At 70.4% G+C, this 14,568-nt stretch carries 12 protein-coding genes and 1 pseudogene; all 13 read right to left on the bottom strand.

Going from position 1 to position 14,568, the window contains the following annotated elements:
* Nucleotides 1-93: 93 nt before the first annotated feature.
* Complete coding sequence (locus EBL84_RS00490) at nucleotides 94-1,254, bottom strand: IS701 family transposase (RefSeq protein ID WP_123139026.1); 1,161 nt, start codon at nucleotides 1,252-1,254, stop codon at nucleotides 94-96.
* Nucleotides 1,255-1,305: 51 nt separating this feature from the next.
* Nucleotides 1,306-2,393, bottom strand: a pseudogene (locus EBL84_RS17230) (IS3 family transposase); the annotation flags it as partial.
* A gap of 316 nt (nucleotides 2,394-2,709) precedes the next feature.
* A complete protein-coding gene (locus EBL84_RS00465) occupies nucleotides 2,710-3,291 on the bottom strand; it encodes an isochorismatase family protein (RefSeq protein ID WP_123139023.1) in 582 nt (193 codons plus the stop codon).
* Nucleotides 3,292-3,450: 159 nt separating this feature from the next.
* On the bottom strand, nucleotides 3,451-4,116 hold the full coding sequence (locus tag EBL84_RS00460; protein WP_123139022.1) for a protein-L-isoaspartate O-methyltransferase: 666 nt from the start codon (nucleotides 4,114-4,116) through the stop codon (nucleotides 3,451-3,453).
* An 88-nt stretch (nucleotides 4,117-4,204) separates the two neighbouring features.
* A complete protein-coding gene (locus EBL84_RS00455; RefSeq protein WP_123139021.1) occupies nucleotides 4,205-5,905 on the bottom strand; it encodes a cation:proton antiporter in 1,701 nt (566 codons plus the stop codon).
* A gap of 99 nt (nucleotides 5,906-6,004) precedes the next feature.
* The gene (locus EBL84_RS00450; protein ID WP_123139020.1) at nucleotides 6,005-6,391 is read right to left on the bottom strand and encodes a hypothetical protein; all 387 of its coding nucleotides are present in this window, start codon (nucleotides 6,389-6,391) and stop codon (nucleotides 6,005-6,007) included.
* An 80-nt stretch (nucleotides 6,392-6,471) separates the two neighbouring features.
* Complete coding sequence (locus EBL84_RS00445; RefSeq protein WP_005223158.1) at nucleotides 6,472-6,774, bottom strand: DUF3240 family protein; 303 nt, start codon at nucleotides 6,772-6,774, stop codon at nucleotides 6,472-6,474.
* On the bottom strand, nucleotides 6,771-9,872 hold the full coding sequence (locus EBL84_RS00440; RefSeq protein WP_123139019.1) for an efflux RND transporter permease subunit: 3,102 nt from the start codon (nucleotides 9,870-9,872) through the stop codon (nucleotides 6,771-6,773). The genes EBL84_RS00445 and EBL84_RS00440 overlap by 4 nt, the downstream gene beginning before the upstream one ends.
* Entirely contained in the window at nucleotides 9,872-10,957 is a 1,086-nt protein-coding gene (locus tag EBL84_RS00435; RefSeq protein ID WP_123139018.1) for an efflux RND transporter periplasmic adaptor subunit, read from the bottom strand. The genes EBL84_RS00440 and EBL84_RS00435 overlap by 1 nt, the downstream gene beginning before the upstream one ends.
* Nucleotides 10,954-12,180 (bottom strand): TolC family protein, encoded by a 1,227-nt coding sequence (locus tag EBL84_RS00430; RefSeq protein ID WP_123139017.1) that lies wholly within the window; start codon nucleotides 12,178-12,180, stop codon nucleotides 10,954-10,956. The genes EBL84_RS00435 and EBL84_RS00430 overlap by 4 nt, the downstream gene beginning before the upstream one ends.
* A 28-nt stretch (nucleotides 12,181-12,208) precedes the next feature.
* On the bottom strand, nucleotides 12,209-13,567 hold the full coding sequence (locus EBL84_RS00425) for a sensor histidine kinase (protein WP_123139016.1): 1,359 nt from the start codon (nucleotides 13,565-13,567) through the stop codon (nucleotides 12,209-12,211).
* On the bottom strand, nucleotides 13,564-14,226 hold the full coding sequence (locus EBL84_RS00420) for a response regulator transcription factor (protein ID WP_123139015.1): 663 nt from the start codon (nucleotides 14,224-14,226) through the stop codon (nucleotides 13,564-13,566). The genes EBL84_RS00425 and EBL84_RS00420 overlap by 4 nt, the downstream gene beginning before the upstream one ends.
* Nucleotides 14,223-14,528, bottom strand: a complete 306-nt coding sequence (locus EBL84_RS00415; RefSeq protein ID WP_123139014.1) for a PepSY domain-containing protein — start codon at nucleotides 14,526-14,528, stop codon at nucleotides 14,223-14,225. The genes EBL84_RS00420 and EBL84_RS00415 overlap by 4 nt, the downstream gene beginning before the upstream one ends.
* Nucleotides 14,529-14,568 lie beyond the last annotated feature (40 nt).

The raw sequence follows: 14,568 nt of genomic DNA, 5'->3' as shown, positions 1-14,568 counted from the left end.
GTCGTCGCCAATCCGACCAGGCGATGACGGCATCCGGCGGGGCGCGTTCGCGCCACAACAGCGCCTCGAGCAGGCGCCGGATCTCAGGAGCGGTCAGTGCGATCCGCCCAGCGACAGCGCCCCCTTTTTCGCCCGCCGTTGCAGCACGACGAGGCAGGCATGGGCCAGCAGCGCAAGGGTGATATGGCGATGCCAAGCCGGCCAGCGGCGCACCTCATATTCGTCGAGCCCGCACTGCTGCTTGGCCAGCTCGAAGCCGACCTCGATCGCCCAGCGCTGCCCGGCGACCTTGGCCAGGCGCTCGAGCGTAGCCTCGGCGCGGGGCGCGAAGGCGATGTAGTAGGCCCGCTCCTCAGGGCGGTTGCAGTTGCGCCGCACCACCAGCCAATGCCCCCAGGCGCGCTCCTCGGCGCTGAGCTGCAGGCGCCACAGCGGCACCCAGGCCCACTCGAAGGTGCGCGCGCCCTTGCTGCCGGCGCCGACGGCGTGGCGTTGCCAGGCCGTCTCTGGCAGCGCCTTGGCCAGTGCCGCGACGCGATGGGTCTGCGGACCATCGAACCACACCGGCTCATTGCCCGCCACGGCGAGCACGAAGGGCTGTTCGCGCGCCTCGAGCCACAGGCGCAGCTTGCGATCCTTACCGTAGACGGCATCGCCCGTCACCCAGCCACAAGGCACCCCGGCATCGAGCGCGCGCTCGAGCATCGTACGCGCCAGGGCTGGTTTGGTCTGGAAGCGGCGCGCCTGCTCCGGGACACCGGCCTCAGCGCAGCGTGCGGGGTCGTTCGCCCAACATTTGGGCAGGTACAGCGCCCGGTCGATGAAGGCCGCGCCATGCCGGCTGGCGTAACACAGAAACACCCCGATCTGACTGTTCTCGACCCGGCCCGCCGTGCCGCTGTACTGGCGCTGCACCCCCACCGAGTGCGTGCCCTTCTTCAAGAAACCGGTCTCATCGACGATCAGCACCGCCTCGGCGTCGCCCAGCGCCTCGACGACGTAGGCGCGCAGCACTTCGCGCGCCGCCTCGGCGTCCCAGCGCGCCGTGTTGAGCAACCGCTGCACCCCGTCCGGGCGCCGCTCGCCCAAGGTCTCGGCCAGCTGCCAACCGTTCTTGCGTGGCACTGTCGTCAGCAGCCCTTGCAGATAACCTCGCGCTCGGGCACGCGGCTCAGGGCGACGAAAACACGCCGCCAGGCGCTGATGGATCGCGTCCAGTTCCGTCTCCCAGCCAGAGACTTCGCTGTACTTCATGTTGTTTGAAAACCAAGCCGTTGAGTCCACATATCACAACACAAAAAATGTGCGGCTGTAGTAGTAGAAGACCTCGAAGTACTCGAAGGCCGTGGCGCGCATTGCCTCGCGGGTCGGGAAGCAGTCGCCGAAGACGCGCTCGTGCTTGAAGCTGTTTAACCAGCTCTCGGTCAAGGCGTTGTCCCAGCAGTTGCCGCGCTGGCTCATCGAGCAGCGCATCGCGTAGCGACGCAAGCGTTGCTGGAAGGCGTGGCTGGCGTACTGGCTGCCCCGGTCGGAGTAGTGCAGCAGCCCCGGTGGCAGACGGCGCCGGGCATGGGCCATATCGAGGGCACTGATGACCAGCTCGGCATCCATGCGTGCACGCATCGATCAGCCGACGACCTCGCGGTTGAACAGGTCGAGGACGACGGCCAGATAGAGCCAGCCCTCGTCGGTCCAGAGATCGGTGATATCGGCGCTCCATACCTGATTCGGGGCGCTGGGCCGGAAGTCCCGGGCGAGCAGATTCTCGGCGCCGGGAAGACGGTGGCTCGAGTCGGTTGTGACGCGATAGCGACGCCGATGACGGCCGCGTAGGCCGTGCGTGCGCATCAGCCGCTCCACACGAGCCTTGCTCGCGCTCAGGCCACGGGCGCGCAGCGCCCGCACCATCCGCGGACTGCCGTAGGCGCCACCGGTCTCGGCGTGGAGGGTCTGCAGCAGCAGCGTTAACTGCGCGTCACTCAGCCCCTGGCGCTGGCCGCCGCGCTGCCAGGCTCGATAACCGCTGGCACTTACGCCCAGCAGCGCGCACAGCCGACGCAGGCCGCACGCGCCGCGATGCGCATTGATCCAAGCGTACTTCACAGCGCATCCTTCGCGAAGTACACCGTCGCTTTTCGCAGGATCGTGTTCTCCTCGCGAAGCTCGGCAACCTCGGCGCGCAGCCGCGATAGCTCCATCTCCTCGGGCGTCACCGCCTTGCCCGCCCTCGACTCCAGCTTCCCCGCCTCGCTGCGCCGCACCCAGTTGCGTACCGTCTGCTCCACCAGGCCCATCTCGCGCGCCACCGAGGCGATACTGCGCCCCGACTGCACCCGCTTGACCGCCTGCTCCTTGAACTCCAGCGTGTACACCCACTTCAGGATCTTCTGCATCGTGCCCTCCAAGCGTTGATCGTCAGTCTACGTCAATCCTTGGGGGACGAAATTCGGGGGGAACCTCAGTCGCGACACGACGCGTCTTCCAGCCATGCTTGCCACTGCGAGCACGAAGAGTTGTTCGCGCGCCTTGAGCAACAAGCGTTGCTTCCGATCTTTGCCGTAGACAGCATCGCCCGTCACCCAAGCGCAGGCCCCGGCATCGAGCGCGCGCCAATACAATGCTCGACCATCTCTTCCGATGGGGCTGCGCTCGGCGTCCGGACGCAAGCCACCGATGGTTGATGGCTTGCGTCCGGCCCCATCCCCCGCTTTACTCCTTGAACAACGACCAGACGGCGCGGAACTGCTCGTCGGACGAGTCGCCCAGCCATTCGAAGCCGACCGATTCGGTGCACACCACCTGGATGCCGCAGTGGCGCATGCGTTCGAGCACGTTCTGCTTGTAGGCGGGGTGGCGCGAGATGATGCCGTCGGCGGGCACGAACACCTGATAGCCCCAGCGCTGCAGCCCGGAGACGGTCTGCACGATGCAGATGTGCGCCTCCATGCCCACCACCACCAGTTGGCGCCGCTCCGGCGAGGCGGAGATGTTGCGCTCGAAGCCGGGGGCGGTGCAGCAGGAGAAGGCGGTCTTCTCGGTCGGTTCGGCCGCCTCGGGCAGCGCCTCGCGGATCGGTGCGATGATCGGCCCGAGCCCGCGCGAGTTGTGCTGGGTGGCGATCACCGGGATGTCGAGCGTCTTGGCGGCGCTGATCAGCCGCTGGATGTTGGCGGTGACGCCCTCGAGTTCGTCGCGCGGCATCGCCGCGGCGAGCCGTTCCTGGGCGTCGATGATCAGGAGCTGGGAGAAGTCGCGCTGACACAGCGGCATCTGCGCCTGGTGGATACTCATCTCGTCCGTCCTCCGCACTGCTTGATTGTGTTGTGCTTCGATGCGAATCCGCCGCTCGGCGGAACACGGAGTGTGCGCTGCAAGCGGCGCCGGGTTCAAGATCTTTGCGGGAAGGGAGAGCGGGCGGACGCCCGGGCGGGCGTCCGCGAGGGGGGGGCGTCAGAAGACGAACTGCTCGCGCGCCGGGGCGTTGCGCAGCGTCCCGGCCAGGGTCTCGAACAGCGGCTCGCGCTGATAGTCCTGGCCGCCGCCGCGGGTGATCAGCACCGCCTCCATCACCGGCGCCTCGCCGAGGATGCAGCACAGTCGGCCGCCGAGCGCGAGCTGCGACTGCAGCGCGTCCAGCGCGCTATCGCTCGGCAGTGCGCCGTTGAGCAGGATGGCGTCGAAGGGGCCGCCCTCGATCGGCCCGGCGAGACCGTCGGCGGCGCGGATCTCGACACGCTCGGTGCCGAGCTCGGCGAGGTGGGCGCGGGCGATCTCGGCCTGCTCGGGGTCGATCTCGAGACTGAGCACCTGGGCGCCGAGCGCGGCCAGACAGGCGGTGGCGTAACCGCTGCCGGTGCCGATCTCGAGCACGCGCTCGTCGGGCTGTACCGCCAGCGCCTGGAGCATGCGCGCGGTCACCCGGGGCGGCAGCATGTGGCCGCCGTTGGCCAGCGGCACCTCGATATCGGCATAGGCAAGCCCCTGATAGCCGTCGGGCACGAAACGCTCGCGCCCGATCTCGGCCATTGCCCCCAGCACCCGCTCGTCCAGGACGTTCCATGGACGGATCTGCTGCTGGATCATGTTGAAGCGCGCAAGCGCGTTAGGGCTCTCCACGGCACGAGGACCTCGCTGATGAATGATTGGCTAGACCCTACAAATTAACGTTTGGTCCGGACGAGGGCAAATGGCCCCCGTGTACGCCTCATTCGGCCATCGGCGCATAGCCCTGGCTGCGCACGCCCTGGAGCAGTTCGTCGACGTCGTCGGTGGGGACGCCGAGCATCTGCAGCGCCTCGGCGCCGAGGCGCAGGCTGCTCTCGATCGCCTCGGGGTAGGCGTGGGTGGCGCCGGCGCGGATCAGGTTGCCGCAGGCCTCGAGGTCGCGGGCACGGGCGATCACCGGGACGTGCGGATGGGCGGTGCGGATGTGCGAGACGGCGCGCAGCGCCGAGGGGCCGTGGTCGATGGTGAGGATCACCAGCGCGGCGCGCTCGACCTGGGCGGCGGTGAGCAGCTCGATGTCGCCGATGTCGCCGTAGAACACCGGGCGCTGGTCGCGCTCGCCGCGCTCGACGTGTGCGGGGTTGGTGTCGAAGCAGATGAAGGGGATCTGGTTGGCCTCGAGCATGGTGGCGATGGTGTGACCGACCCGGCCATAACCGGCGATCACCACCCGCCCCTGGGGGACGACCCCGGTGGTGGCATAGTCGAAGCTCGTCTGGCTCGTCGTCCGTCGCTCGGCGCGGCGCGCCAGCAGGTCGCCGAGGCGCACCAGCAGCGGGGTGATCAGCATCCCCACCGAGATCACGCTGACCGCCACGGCGAAGGTGGTGTCGTCGATCACCCCCAGTGCCTTGGCCGCACCGAACAGCACGAAGCCGAACTCGCCGCTCTGCGCCAGCATGAAGGCGACCCGGGTGGCCACGCCGCGCGGCAGCCCGAAGGCCAGCGCGATCAGGAACAGCACCAGCAGCTTGATGCCGACGATCACCACCACGTGCTGGGCGAGCAGCAGCGGCTGGGCGGCGATCGCCGGCAGATCGATCGACATCCCCACGGCGACGAAGAACAGGCTCATCAGCAGCCCCTTGAAGGGCTCGATATGGGCCTGGATCTGGAAGCTGAAGCGCGAGGTCGACAGCAGCATGCCCATCAGGAAGGCGCCGAGCGCCATCGACAGCCCGGCCTCGTGCATCGCCCCGGCGGCGAGGAAGACGGCGAGCATCACCACCAGGGCGAAGGCCTCGCGGTTGCCCTGGCGCAGCAGTCGCGCCAGCGCGAAGGGCACCACATAACGCCCGAAGACGACGATCAGCCCGACCATGCCGACGACGATCAGCAGCTGCTCGCCGAAGGGCACCGAGGAGGACAGGGTGCCGCGATCGGAGAGCAGCGGCACGATCGCCAGCAGCGGCACCACCGCCAGGTCCTGCATCAGCAGCACCGCGAAGGCGGTGGTGCCGTGACGGGTGGCGATGTCGCCGCGCTCGTGCAGCAGCTGCATCACCAGCGCGGTGGAGGAGAGCGCGAAGGTCAGACCGATCAGCAGGCTGACCTGCCAGGAGGGGGCGTAGAAGACGCTGTAGGCGGCGATCGCCAGCCCACTGAGGAGGATCTGCGCGGTGCCCAGGCCGAACACCTCGCGGCGCAACGACCACAGCCGCTTGGGCTTCATCTCCAGCCCGATGAGAAACAGCAGCAGCACCACGCCCAGCTCGGTGAAGTGACGCACGTCCTCGACGTGTGCGGTGACGTAGGGACCGGGCGAGTGTGGCCCGACCACGATTCCGGCCACCAGCAGGCCGAGGATCGAGCCCAGCCCCAGGTGCTTGAACAGGGTGACGGTGATCGCCGCCACGCTGAGCAGCACGATTGCGGAGATGACGAAGCTGTTCAGTTCCATGGCGGAACTTTATCAAGATCCGCCATGCGAGGGTTAACGCCGTGTGCGTGGCGCCGGGCGTCGACGACTGCCGGTCGTGCCGGCGTGCCGGGACGCCGTTCAGCCCAGCGGGGCGGATCCTGCCAGATGGATCACCCGCACGCTGCCGTCGCTCGGCGGCGCGACCTCGAGATGGGTGTTGAAGTGCGCCGAGAGCGCCTGGCGGTTGCGACGCATCGGCGCCACGTCGCGCTCGGCGAGCACCTGTCCCTGGGCGTCGAGCACCTGGACGCGGATCGCGCCGGGGACGGCGCCGCGGTGCGGGATGCGCTGGGCGAGGGTGCCGTGGACGTGTACGCCGCTGGTCTCGGTCTCGGCCTGGACCAGACCGAAGGCGACCCGCGCCGAGTCGACGGTGTCGACGCGCGGGCGCTCGGCGGCGAGTGGCAGGGTGGAGACGGCGAGCAGGGCGATCGCGAGCAGCCGGGCGGTGTGTGCGTGTTTCATCGGTCTTGACCTCGTTGGAGTGACTAGTGGCGGTCGACGACCGCCGGATCCGTGGCCGTCCTGGCCGGGTTCGGTGATGGCTAGAGGCGCCCGTACTCGAGTACCGGCACCAGCCAGTGATGGATGCCGCTGCCACCGAAGTCGGTGTGCAGCGCCACCAGCACCGCGCGCGCGGTCTCGGGCGGCAGGTGGATGAGGTACATCACCCGCTTGCTGTGTCCGGCGACCTGCTCGGCGAGCGAGAGCGAGTGCTCGGAGGCGCCGTGACCGGCCGCCGGCACGCTGGTGAAGCCCGGCACCTCGGGGCGTTCGAGCAGCCACTCGGCGAGGGCCTCGGCCGCCGCCGGAGGGACGACCAGATAGAGCAGGGTGTGATCGGTCATGCCTCGGACCTCGCGTCGGTGGGCGTGCCTGGTGTCGGTGGGGCGCCGAAGCGGCGATAGAGGATCGGCAGCAGGATCAGCGTCAGCGCGGTGGCCGAGACCAGGCCGCCGACCACCACGATCGCCAGCGGGCGCTGGATCTCGGAACCGGGTCCGGTGGCGAACAGCAGCGGCACCAGCCCGAAGGCGGCGATGCTGGCGGTCATCAGCACCGGTCGCAGCCGGCGCTGCGCGCCCTCCACCACCACCTGTCCGAGCGGTTGACCGAGGGTGCGCAACTGGTTGAAGTAGGTGACCATCACCACGCCGTTGAGCACCGCGATGCCGAGCAGGGCGATGAAGCCGACCGAGGCCGGCACCGACAGGTACTCGCCGGTGAGCGCCAGCGCGAACACCCCGCCGATCAGCGCGAAGGGCACGTTGGAGAGCACCAGCAGCGCCTGACGTACCGAGCCGAAGGTGGAGAACAGCACCAGGAAGATCAGCCCCAGCGCCACCGGCACCACCAGCGCCAGGCGCGCGGCGGCGCGTTGCTGGTTCTCGAACTCGCCGCCCCACTCCAGCCAGTAGCCGTCGGGCAGGTCGACGCGCTCGGCGACCGCCGCCCTGGCCTCCTCGACGAAGCCGACCAGGTCGCGGCCGCTGACGTTGGCGATGGCCACCGCGAGCTGGTTGCCGCGCTCGCGCGAGATCGCCACCGGGCCCTCGACGCGCTCGACGCGCACCAGGTTGGTCAGCGGCACGGCCCGCCCGTCGGGCAGGCTGATCTGCAGCGCCGCCAGTCGGGTCGGCGCGGAGCGTGCGCTCTCGGGGCCGCGGATCATCAGTGGCAGCCGCCTGGCATCGCGGTAGATGGTGCCGACGCGCAGCCCCTCGATCTGGGCGCGCAGCAGGCTCGCCAGGGCGTCGGCGTCGATGCCGAGTCGCCCGGCCTCGAGGCGGTCGATCTCCAGGTTGAGGTATTGCGCGCCCTCGTTGCGCGGGGTGTAGACGTCCTCGGCGCCGGGCAGCGATTCGAGTACGCCGACGACGGCCTCGGCGGTGGCGTTGAGGCCGTCCTGATCGGTGCCGAAGATCTTCACCGCCAGGTCGCCGCGCACGCCGGTGAGCATCTCCGAGACGCGCATCTCGATCGGCTGGGTGAAGGCGTAACCGAGCCCGGGGAAGCCGTCGAGCACCGCGCGGATGGCGTCGACCAGGGCATCCTTGGTGGCGAAGCGCCACTCCTCGCGCGGCGCGAGCACCAGGAAGCTGTCGGTCTGGTTGAGCCCCATGGGGTCGAGCCCGAGTTCGTCGGAGCCGGTGCGGGCGACGATCGCCCGCACCTCGGGGACCTGGTCGAGGATGGCGCGCTGCACCCGCTGGTCGATGGCGATCGACTCGTCGAGGGTGATCGAGGGCAGCTTCTCGAGCTGCACGATCAGGTCGCCCTCGTCGAGCGTCGGCATGAACGACTTGCCGACCTGGGTGTAGACCGCCCCGGCGGCGAGCAGCAGCGCCAGCGCCGCGCCCACCACCACCCGGGCGTGACTCAGCGCCCAGTCGAGCAGCGGGCCATAGAGCCGGGCGAGCTGGCGCGGCAGCCAGGGGTCGCGATGGGCGCCGGCGCCGAGCAGGAAGGAGGAGAGCACCGGGATCACCGTCAGCGCCAGCAGCAGCGAGCTGGCGAGCGCGAACACGATGGTCAGCGCCACCGGCACGAACAGCTTGCCCTCGAGCCCCTGCAGGGTGAGCAGCGGCAGGAAGACGATGATGATGATGAGGATGCCCGAGGCGACCGGCACCGAGACCTCGCGCACCGCGCGATAGATCAGGTGCAGTCGCGGCAGCCGGCCGCCGCCGCCGCCGCGGGCGAGCTGGGTGACCACGTTCTCGACCACCACCACCGCGGCGTCGACCAGCATGCCGATGGCGATCGCCAGGCCGCCGAGCGACATCAGGTTGGCCGAGAGCCCGAACTGACGCATCAGGATGAAGGTGCCGAGCGCGGCCAGCGGCAGCACCAGGGCGACGGTGAGCGCCGCGCGCAGATCGCCGAGGAACAACACCAGCAGCACCACGACCAGTATCGTGGCCTCGATCAGCGCCTTGGAGACGGTATGCACCGCGCGCCCGACGAGCTTGCCGCGATCGTAGAAGACCTCGACCCGCACCCCATCGGGCAACCCCGGGGCGAGTGCGTCGAGCTTGGCCTGGACGCCCTCGATCAGGGTGCGCGCGTTGGCCCCGCGCAGCCCCAGCACCAGTCCCTCGACGGTCTCGCCGGCGCCGTTGCGCGTGACCGCGCCGTAGCGGGTGAGCGCCGAGCGGCGGACCTCGGCGACATCGGCCATCCGCACCGGCTCGCGGGCGTCGGCGACCACCACCACGGCGGCGAGGTCGGCGAGGGTCTGGATCGCGCCCTCGCTGCGCACCAGCAACGTCTCCTCGCCCTCGTCGAGCCGTCCGGCGCCGTCGTTGCGGTTGTTGCGTTCGAGCGTCGCGCGCAGGTCGGCGAGCTGGATGCCGCGGGCGGCCATGCGGGCGTTGTCGGGGACCACCTCGAAGGTGGTGACATAGCCGCCGAGGGCGTTGACCTCGGCCACCCCGGGCACCGAGCGCAGCGCCGGGCGGATGGTCCAGTCGAGCAGATCGCGGCGTTCGGCGAGCGACAGGTCGCCGCCCTCGATGCTGAACATGAACATCTCGCCCAGCGGCGTGGTCATCGGCGCGATGCCGCCGGAGAGCCCGCTGGGCAGGTCGTCCCAGACGCCGTTGAGGCGCTCGGCGACCTGCTGGCGTGCCCAGTAGATGTCGGTGCCCTCGGCGAAGTCGATGGTGATGTCGGTGAGGCCGTACTTGGCCACCGAGCGCAGCATGGTCTGGTCGGGGATGCCGAGCAGCTCCACCTCGATGCGGCTGGTGATGCGCTCGGCGACCTCCTCGGGGGTCATTCCCGGGGCCTTGACGATGATCTTGACCTGGGTGGTCGAGACGTCGGGGAAGGCATCGATCGGGGTCTGCTGGATGGCCTGCCAGCCGCCGCCGATCAGCGCCAGCATCGCCAGCAGCATCAGCAACCGCTGGGTGAGCGCGAATTGGATCAGGCGCGCGAGCATCACTCGCCTCCCTGCCAGGCGGCCTTGATCGCGATCACGCCGGTCACCGCGACGCGGTCGTCGGCGCCGAGCGCGCCGCCGACCACCACCTGGTCGTCGGTCGCGCCGAGCAGCTCGACCGGCTGCGGCGCAAAGCCGCCGTCGCGGGCGACGAACACCAGGGTGGTGTCACCGTCGCGCACCAGTGCCGCGGCCGGCAGTCGCCAGCCGGCGCCGGTGGCGCGGGCGAGCTGGACCTCGATGAACTGTCCCGGGCGCAGCTCGGTGCCGGGGTCGTTGATCGCGGCGCGGACCAGCACGCCCTGGTCGAGTGCGTGGACCTGACGGCCGACGGTGGTGATCACCGCCTCGCGCGCCAGCGCCGGCAGGTGCACGCGACTGCCGGGGGCGAGGCCGTCGAGTTCGTCGAGCGGCACGTGGATCTCCAGCCACAAGGGATCGAGCTGGCCGATGCGATAGAGCGGGGCGGCCTGGGCCACCGATTCGCCGGTGTCGACCAGCTGCTCGAGCACCACCCCGGAGATCGGCGCGCGCACGCTGAGGGTGCTGGTGAGGGTGTGGTTGCGGTCGAGCTCGGCGAGCTCGGTCTCGGCAAAGCCGGCGAGCCGCAGTAGCTGACGCTGTTGCTCGACCTGGGTGGCGAGTTCGCGCTGGGTGGCCTCGCGTTCGCGCAGCCGCCGCTCGGCGATCACCCCCTCGCGATGGAGCTGACGGTCGCGGGCGAGTTCGCCCTCGGCCAGCTCCAGACGGATCAGTGCCTCGAGATACTGACGCTGGATATCGACCAGCGCGGGGCTACGCAGCTCGGCGAGCAGGTCGCCGGCGGCGACCCGGTCGCCCTCGGCCACGGCCAGGCGTTCGAGCACGCCGTCCTGGCGCGCGGCGACCACCCGCAGTTGTGGGTTGGGGACGCGGACCTCGGCCGGATAACGGCGCCCGAGGCTGTGCTCGACCGCCTCGGGGGCGACCAGCTCGATCCCGAAGGCGGCCTGCGCCGCCGCGTCGAGGGCGATCGGCGCGGCGGCCTGGACCAGCACCGGGAGCAGCAACAGGGGCGCCAGGGCGTGGCGGGAGAAGCGATTCATTGGGGGATGACTCCGAGTGCCTGATTGAGTCGGGCCTGGGCGCGCCCCAGCTCCAGCCGGCGCAGTGCCAGATCGAGGCTGGCGACGCGGGCGCTGGCCTGGGTGCGCAGCAGATCGGTGAGGTCGCGCTCGCCGAGGTCGAAGGCGCGTCGTCCCAGCTGCAGCGCCTGCTGGGCGAGGGCGTGGCGCCGTTCGGCAACGGTGAGCGCGGTGGCCGCGCCCTCGCGGGCGAGCTGGGCGGCGATCAGGGTGCGCTCGGCGGCGAGTCGGGCACGCTGCAGGTCGGTGGCGCGCTCGGTATAGCCGCGCTCGGCGCGGGCCAGCGCCGGGGCCGACTGGCTGGCGAGTCCGAAGGGCAGACTGATCTCGAGCTGCAGCGAGTCGGCGGTGTCGGCGCCGCGGACCTCGCGGGCGCGCTTGCCGCCGACGCTGAGCACCGGGTTGCCGCGCCGCTCGCGCTGGGCCTGTTCGCGCTCGGCGCGGGCCAGCGCCAGGGCGCTGTCGGCGTCCTCGAGCAGCGGGTGGTCGGTGGGCAGTGCGTCGGTGCTGGCGGGCGTCTCGCGCAGCGGTTCGGGCAGCGTCTGCAGGCCGGTGAGTTGGCGATAGTCGGCGAGTGCGCGATCGTGTTCGAGCTGCGCGTCGCGCAGCTCGGCCTCGCGCTCGAGTGTCTGCTGGCGGGCGACCAGCAGGTCGACCCGCGCCAGCTCGCCGGCACCGACCCGCTTGTCGATCGCCGCCTCCAGGGCGCGGGCGTCGCTCAGTGCCTGCTCGGTCTGACGCAGCCGCCCGGCGGCGATCGCCGCCGCCCAGCTCTTCTCGCGCACCTCGCCGGCGATCTCCCAGCGCAGCCGCCGGTCGAGGCTGCCGGCCTGACCGCCGACGGCGGCGGCGACCCGGCGGCGCGCGTCGCGCTGACCGGGCAGCCACAGCGGCATGTCGACCATGGTCTCGACCTCGTAGGCCCCGGCGTCCTCGGTGGCGCGGTCGCTGAGATAGCTCAGGCGCAGCGCGGGATCGGCGGCGAAGGGGCTGGCGGCCTGACGGGCGAGGGCGTCGCGCTCGCCGGTGATGGCCTGGGGGCGAGCCAGCTCGCCGCTGCGTTCGAGCGCCGCGCCGACCGCCTCGCCGAGGGTTCCGGCGGCGGCCGGCGCGGCGGCGAGGGCGAGCAGCAGTGCCAACGGCAGGACGCCGAGGGGTCGAGTGGGGGGGTGTCTTGTGTCCATGGGTCCATCCTGGACCCCGGAGCTGAAATCAAGCTGAACGCGGGGCGCGATCGCTGGTGGCGTGTTCGAGCGTGAGCCGGGCCTCGGCGCGCAGTCCGCCAAGCGGGGCGTGTGTGAGTGTCAGTTGGCCGCCGTAGCCCTCGACGATCTCGCGCACGATCGCCAGCCCCAGGCCATGACCGCTGACCTGCTCGTCGAGTCGCAGACCGCGCTCGGTGAGTGTGGACAGGGCCGCCTCGGCGCAGCCGGGGCCGTCGTCGTCGACGCGGATCAGCAGCTCCCCGTCGTTGACCGAGAGCGTTGCCCGAACCTCGCCCTCGGCCCACTTGCAGGCGTTGTCGAGGAGGTTGCCGAGGAGTTCGAGCATGTCCTCGCGATCGACCGCGAGCGGTCCCCGGATCGCGCTGTCGAACGCGATGTGGAGCTGCTTGGGGGCGTGCATGCGTTTGAGCAGTCGCGCCAGCACCGGCAGTTCCTCCTCGGGTTCGAAGTAGAGCGCCGCGCCGCCGGCGCCGGCGAGCCGGGCACGTTTGAGTTGACGCTCGGCGATCTGGCGCAGTCGCTCGACCTGATCGAGCAGCCCCTGGCGCTGCTCGGCGTCGAGCGCCAGGGTGTCGGCGGCGAGCTGCTGGCGCAGCAGGGTCAGCGGTCCCTTGAGCGCATGGGCGAGGTTGCCGGCGGCGGTGCGCGAGCGTTCGAGACGCTGGCCGAAGCGCTCGAGCAGGCGGTTGAACTTGCGCACCAGCGGCAGGATCTCGGGCGGGACCTGCTCGGTGAGGGTGCCGGCGCGTCCGTGTTCGAGCCGCTCGATGTCGCGATAGAGCGGGCGCAGGCTGGTGAAGGCGCGCTGCACGATCAGCCGTTGCAGCACCAGGCTCAGTGCCAGCCCGCAGACCGCGAGCAGCGCGAACAGCCGCTCGAAGAAGTCGATCTCGGTATCGAACTCGCTGACGTCCTCGGCGATGGTGAGGGTGAGGAGATGCGCGTCGAGACGATAGCCGCCGGCCCACACCAACAACGACTGCCGATCCGGGCCGGCGGCGCGCCAGGCGGCGGTCTCGCCGGGGGCCAGCGCCCGGGTGTCGAGGTCCTCGTCCCACAGCGAGCGCGAGCGTAGTCGGTTGCCCTGGTCGTCCTCGACGACGAAGTAGTGGCCCGAGAGCGGCTGGTTGTAGACCGGGGTGAGATGGCGCGCGGCGACGTGCAGATGACCGTGACCGCTGCGCAGCGAGCCGAGCAGGCCCTCGGCGTCGTGCTCCAGACGCGAGTAGATGACGCTCTCCGAGCTGTGGTGGAGGGCGATGTGACCGATCCACCAGGCGCTGCCGATCACCGCCGTCAGCGCCAGCGCCAGCCCCAGGTGCAGCCGGGTCTCGAGCGAGATCATCGGCGTCTGAGCCGATAGCCCTGGCCGCGCAGGGTCTCGATGCGTTCGCGCCCGATCTTCTCGCGCAGCCGCCGGATATAGACCTCGATGAGATTGCCGCTCGGCTCGGCGTCGAGGTCGTAGACGTGCTCCATCAGCTGGGTCTTGGAGAGGATGCGCCCGGGGTTGCGCAGCAGGTAGCGCAGCAGGCGGAACTCGGTGCCGGTGAGCGGGTGTGTCTGGCCGTCCTCGAGCACCACGCGCTGACCGTCCTCGTCGAGGCTGAGCCCGTCGACCGCGAGGGTGCGTCCGGCGGCGGGGGCGGCGCGGCGGGTCAGGGCATTGAGCCGGGCGAGCAGTTCCTCGACGTGGAAGGGCTTGCCGAGATAGTCGTCGGCCCCGGCCTTGAGCCCGTCGACACGTTCGTGCCAGGCGTCGCGCGCGGTCAGCACCAGCACCGGCAGGTCGCGCCCGTGTGCGCGCCAGTGACGCAGCACCTCGAGTCCGGGGCGGCGCGGCAGTCCGAGGTCGAGCACCACCACGTCATAGGGCTCGGTGTCGCCGAGCTGCTCGCCGCCGATGCCGTCGGCGGCATGATCGACGGCGAACCCGGCGGCCTTGAGCGCCGGCAGCAGCGCCGCGACCTGGGCCGGGTCATCCTCTACCAATAACAGTCTCATGGCTCGATCTCGTGGTGCAGCGGGCGGGCGGTGGCGGCATCGAGTTCGAGCTCGTGGACCCGGCCATCGGCATCGAGGATCTTGATCTCGTAGCGATATCCACCATGTCGATGTTCGAGTTCGGCCTCGATCAGCTGGCCGGGGCGCAACCGTGCGGCCTGTTCGAGCAGCTGCTCCATGGGCAGGATCTGGCCGTGCTTGCGGAGCTGCCGCACCTTGTCGTGGTCGAGGTGGTCGTCGGCGCCCGCGCAGATGGTCAGTGACAGCAGACCGAAAGCGAGCAGGGGGACTGTGGTCTTCATGCAGAGGGTCCGTTGCGGCTCACGGCGCGGGCGTGACCCG

It is taken from the genome of Marichromatium sp. AB31 (genome assembly GCF_003718685.1).
In the GTDB taxonomy this organism is placed as follows: Bacteria; Pseudomonadota; Gammaproteobacteria; order Chromatiales; family Chromatiaceae; genus Marichromatium; species Marichromatium gracile.
Note: the sequence above shows the minus strand (reverse complement) of the source record. Positions and strands in the feature narration are given on the sequence as shown.

Bases quoted from the DNA above. Each gene is read 5' to 3' on its own strand.
- EBL84_RS00490 (WP_123139026.1), bottom strand. From the start codon at position 1,254: ATGAAGTACAGCGAAGTCTCTGGCTGGGAGACGGAACTGGACGCGATC.
- EBL84_RS00465 (WP_123139023.1), bottom strand. From the start codon at position 3,291: ATGAGTATCCACCAGGCGCAGATGCCGCTGTGTCAGCGCGACTTCTCC.
- EBL84_RS00455 (WP_123139021.1), bottom strand. From the start codon at position 5,905: ATGGAACTGAACAGCTTCGTCATCTCCGCAATCGTGCTGCTCAGCGTG.
- EBL84_RS00450 (WP_123139020.1), bottom strand. From the start codon at position 6,391: ATGAAACACGCACACACCGCCCGGCTGCTCGCGATCGCCCTGCTCGCC.
- EBL84_RS00445 (WP_005223158.1), bottom strand. From the start codon at position 6,774: ATGACCGATCACACCCTGCTCTATCTGGTCGTCCCTCCGGCGGCGGCC.
- EBL84_RS00440 (WP_123139019.1), bottom strand. From the start codon at position 9,872: ATGCTCGCGCGCCTGATCCAATTCGCGCTCACCCAGCGGTTGCTGATG.
- EBL84_RS00435 (WP_123139018.1), bottom strand. From the start codon at position 10,957: ATGAATCGCTTCTCCCGCCACGCCCTGGCGCCCCTGTTGCTGCTCCCG.
- EBL84_RS00430 (WP_123139017.1), bottom strand. From the start codon at position 12,180: ATGGACACAAGACACCCCCCCACTCGACCCCTCGGCGTCCTGCCGTTG.
- EBL84_RS00425 (WP_123139016.1), bottom strand. From the start codon at position 13,567: ATGATCTCGCTCGAGACCCGGCTGCACCTGGGGCTGGCGCTGGCGCTG.
- EBL84_RS00420 (WP_123139015.1), bottom strand. From the start codon at position 14,226: ATGAGACTGTTATTGGTAGAGGATGACCCGGCCCAGGTCGCGGCGCTG.
- EBL84_RS00415 (WP_123139014.1), bottom strand. From the start codon at position 14,528: ATGAAGACCACAGTCCCCCTGCTCGCTTTCGGTCTGCTGTCACTGACC.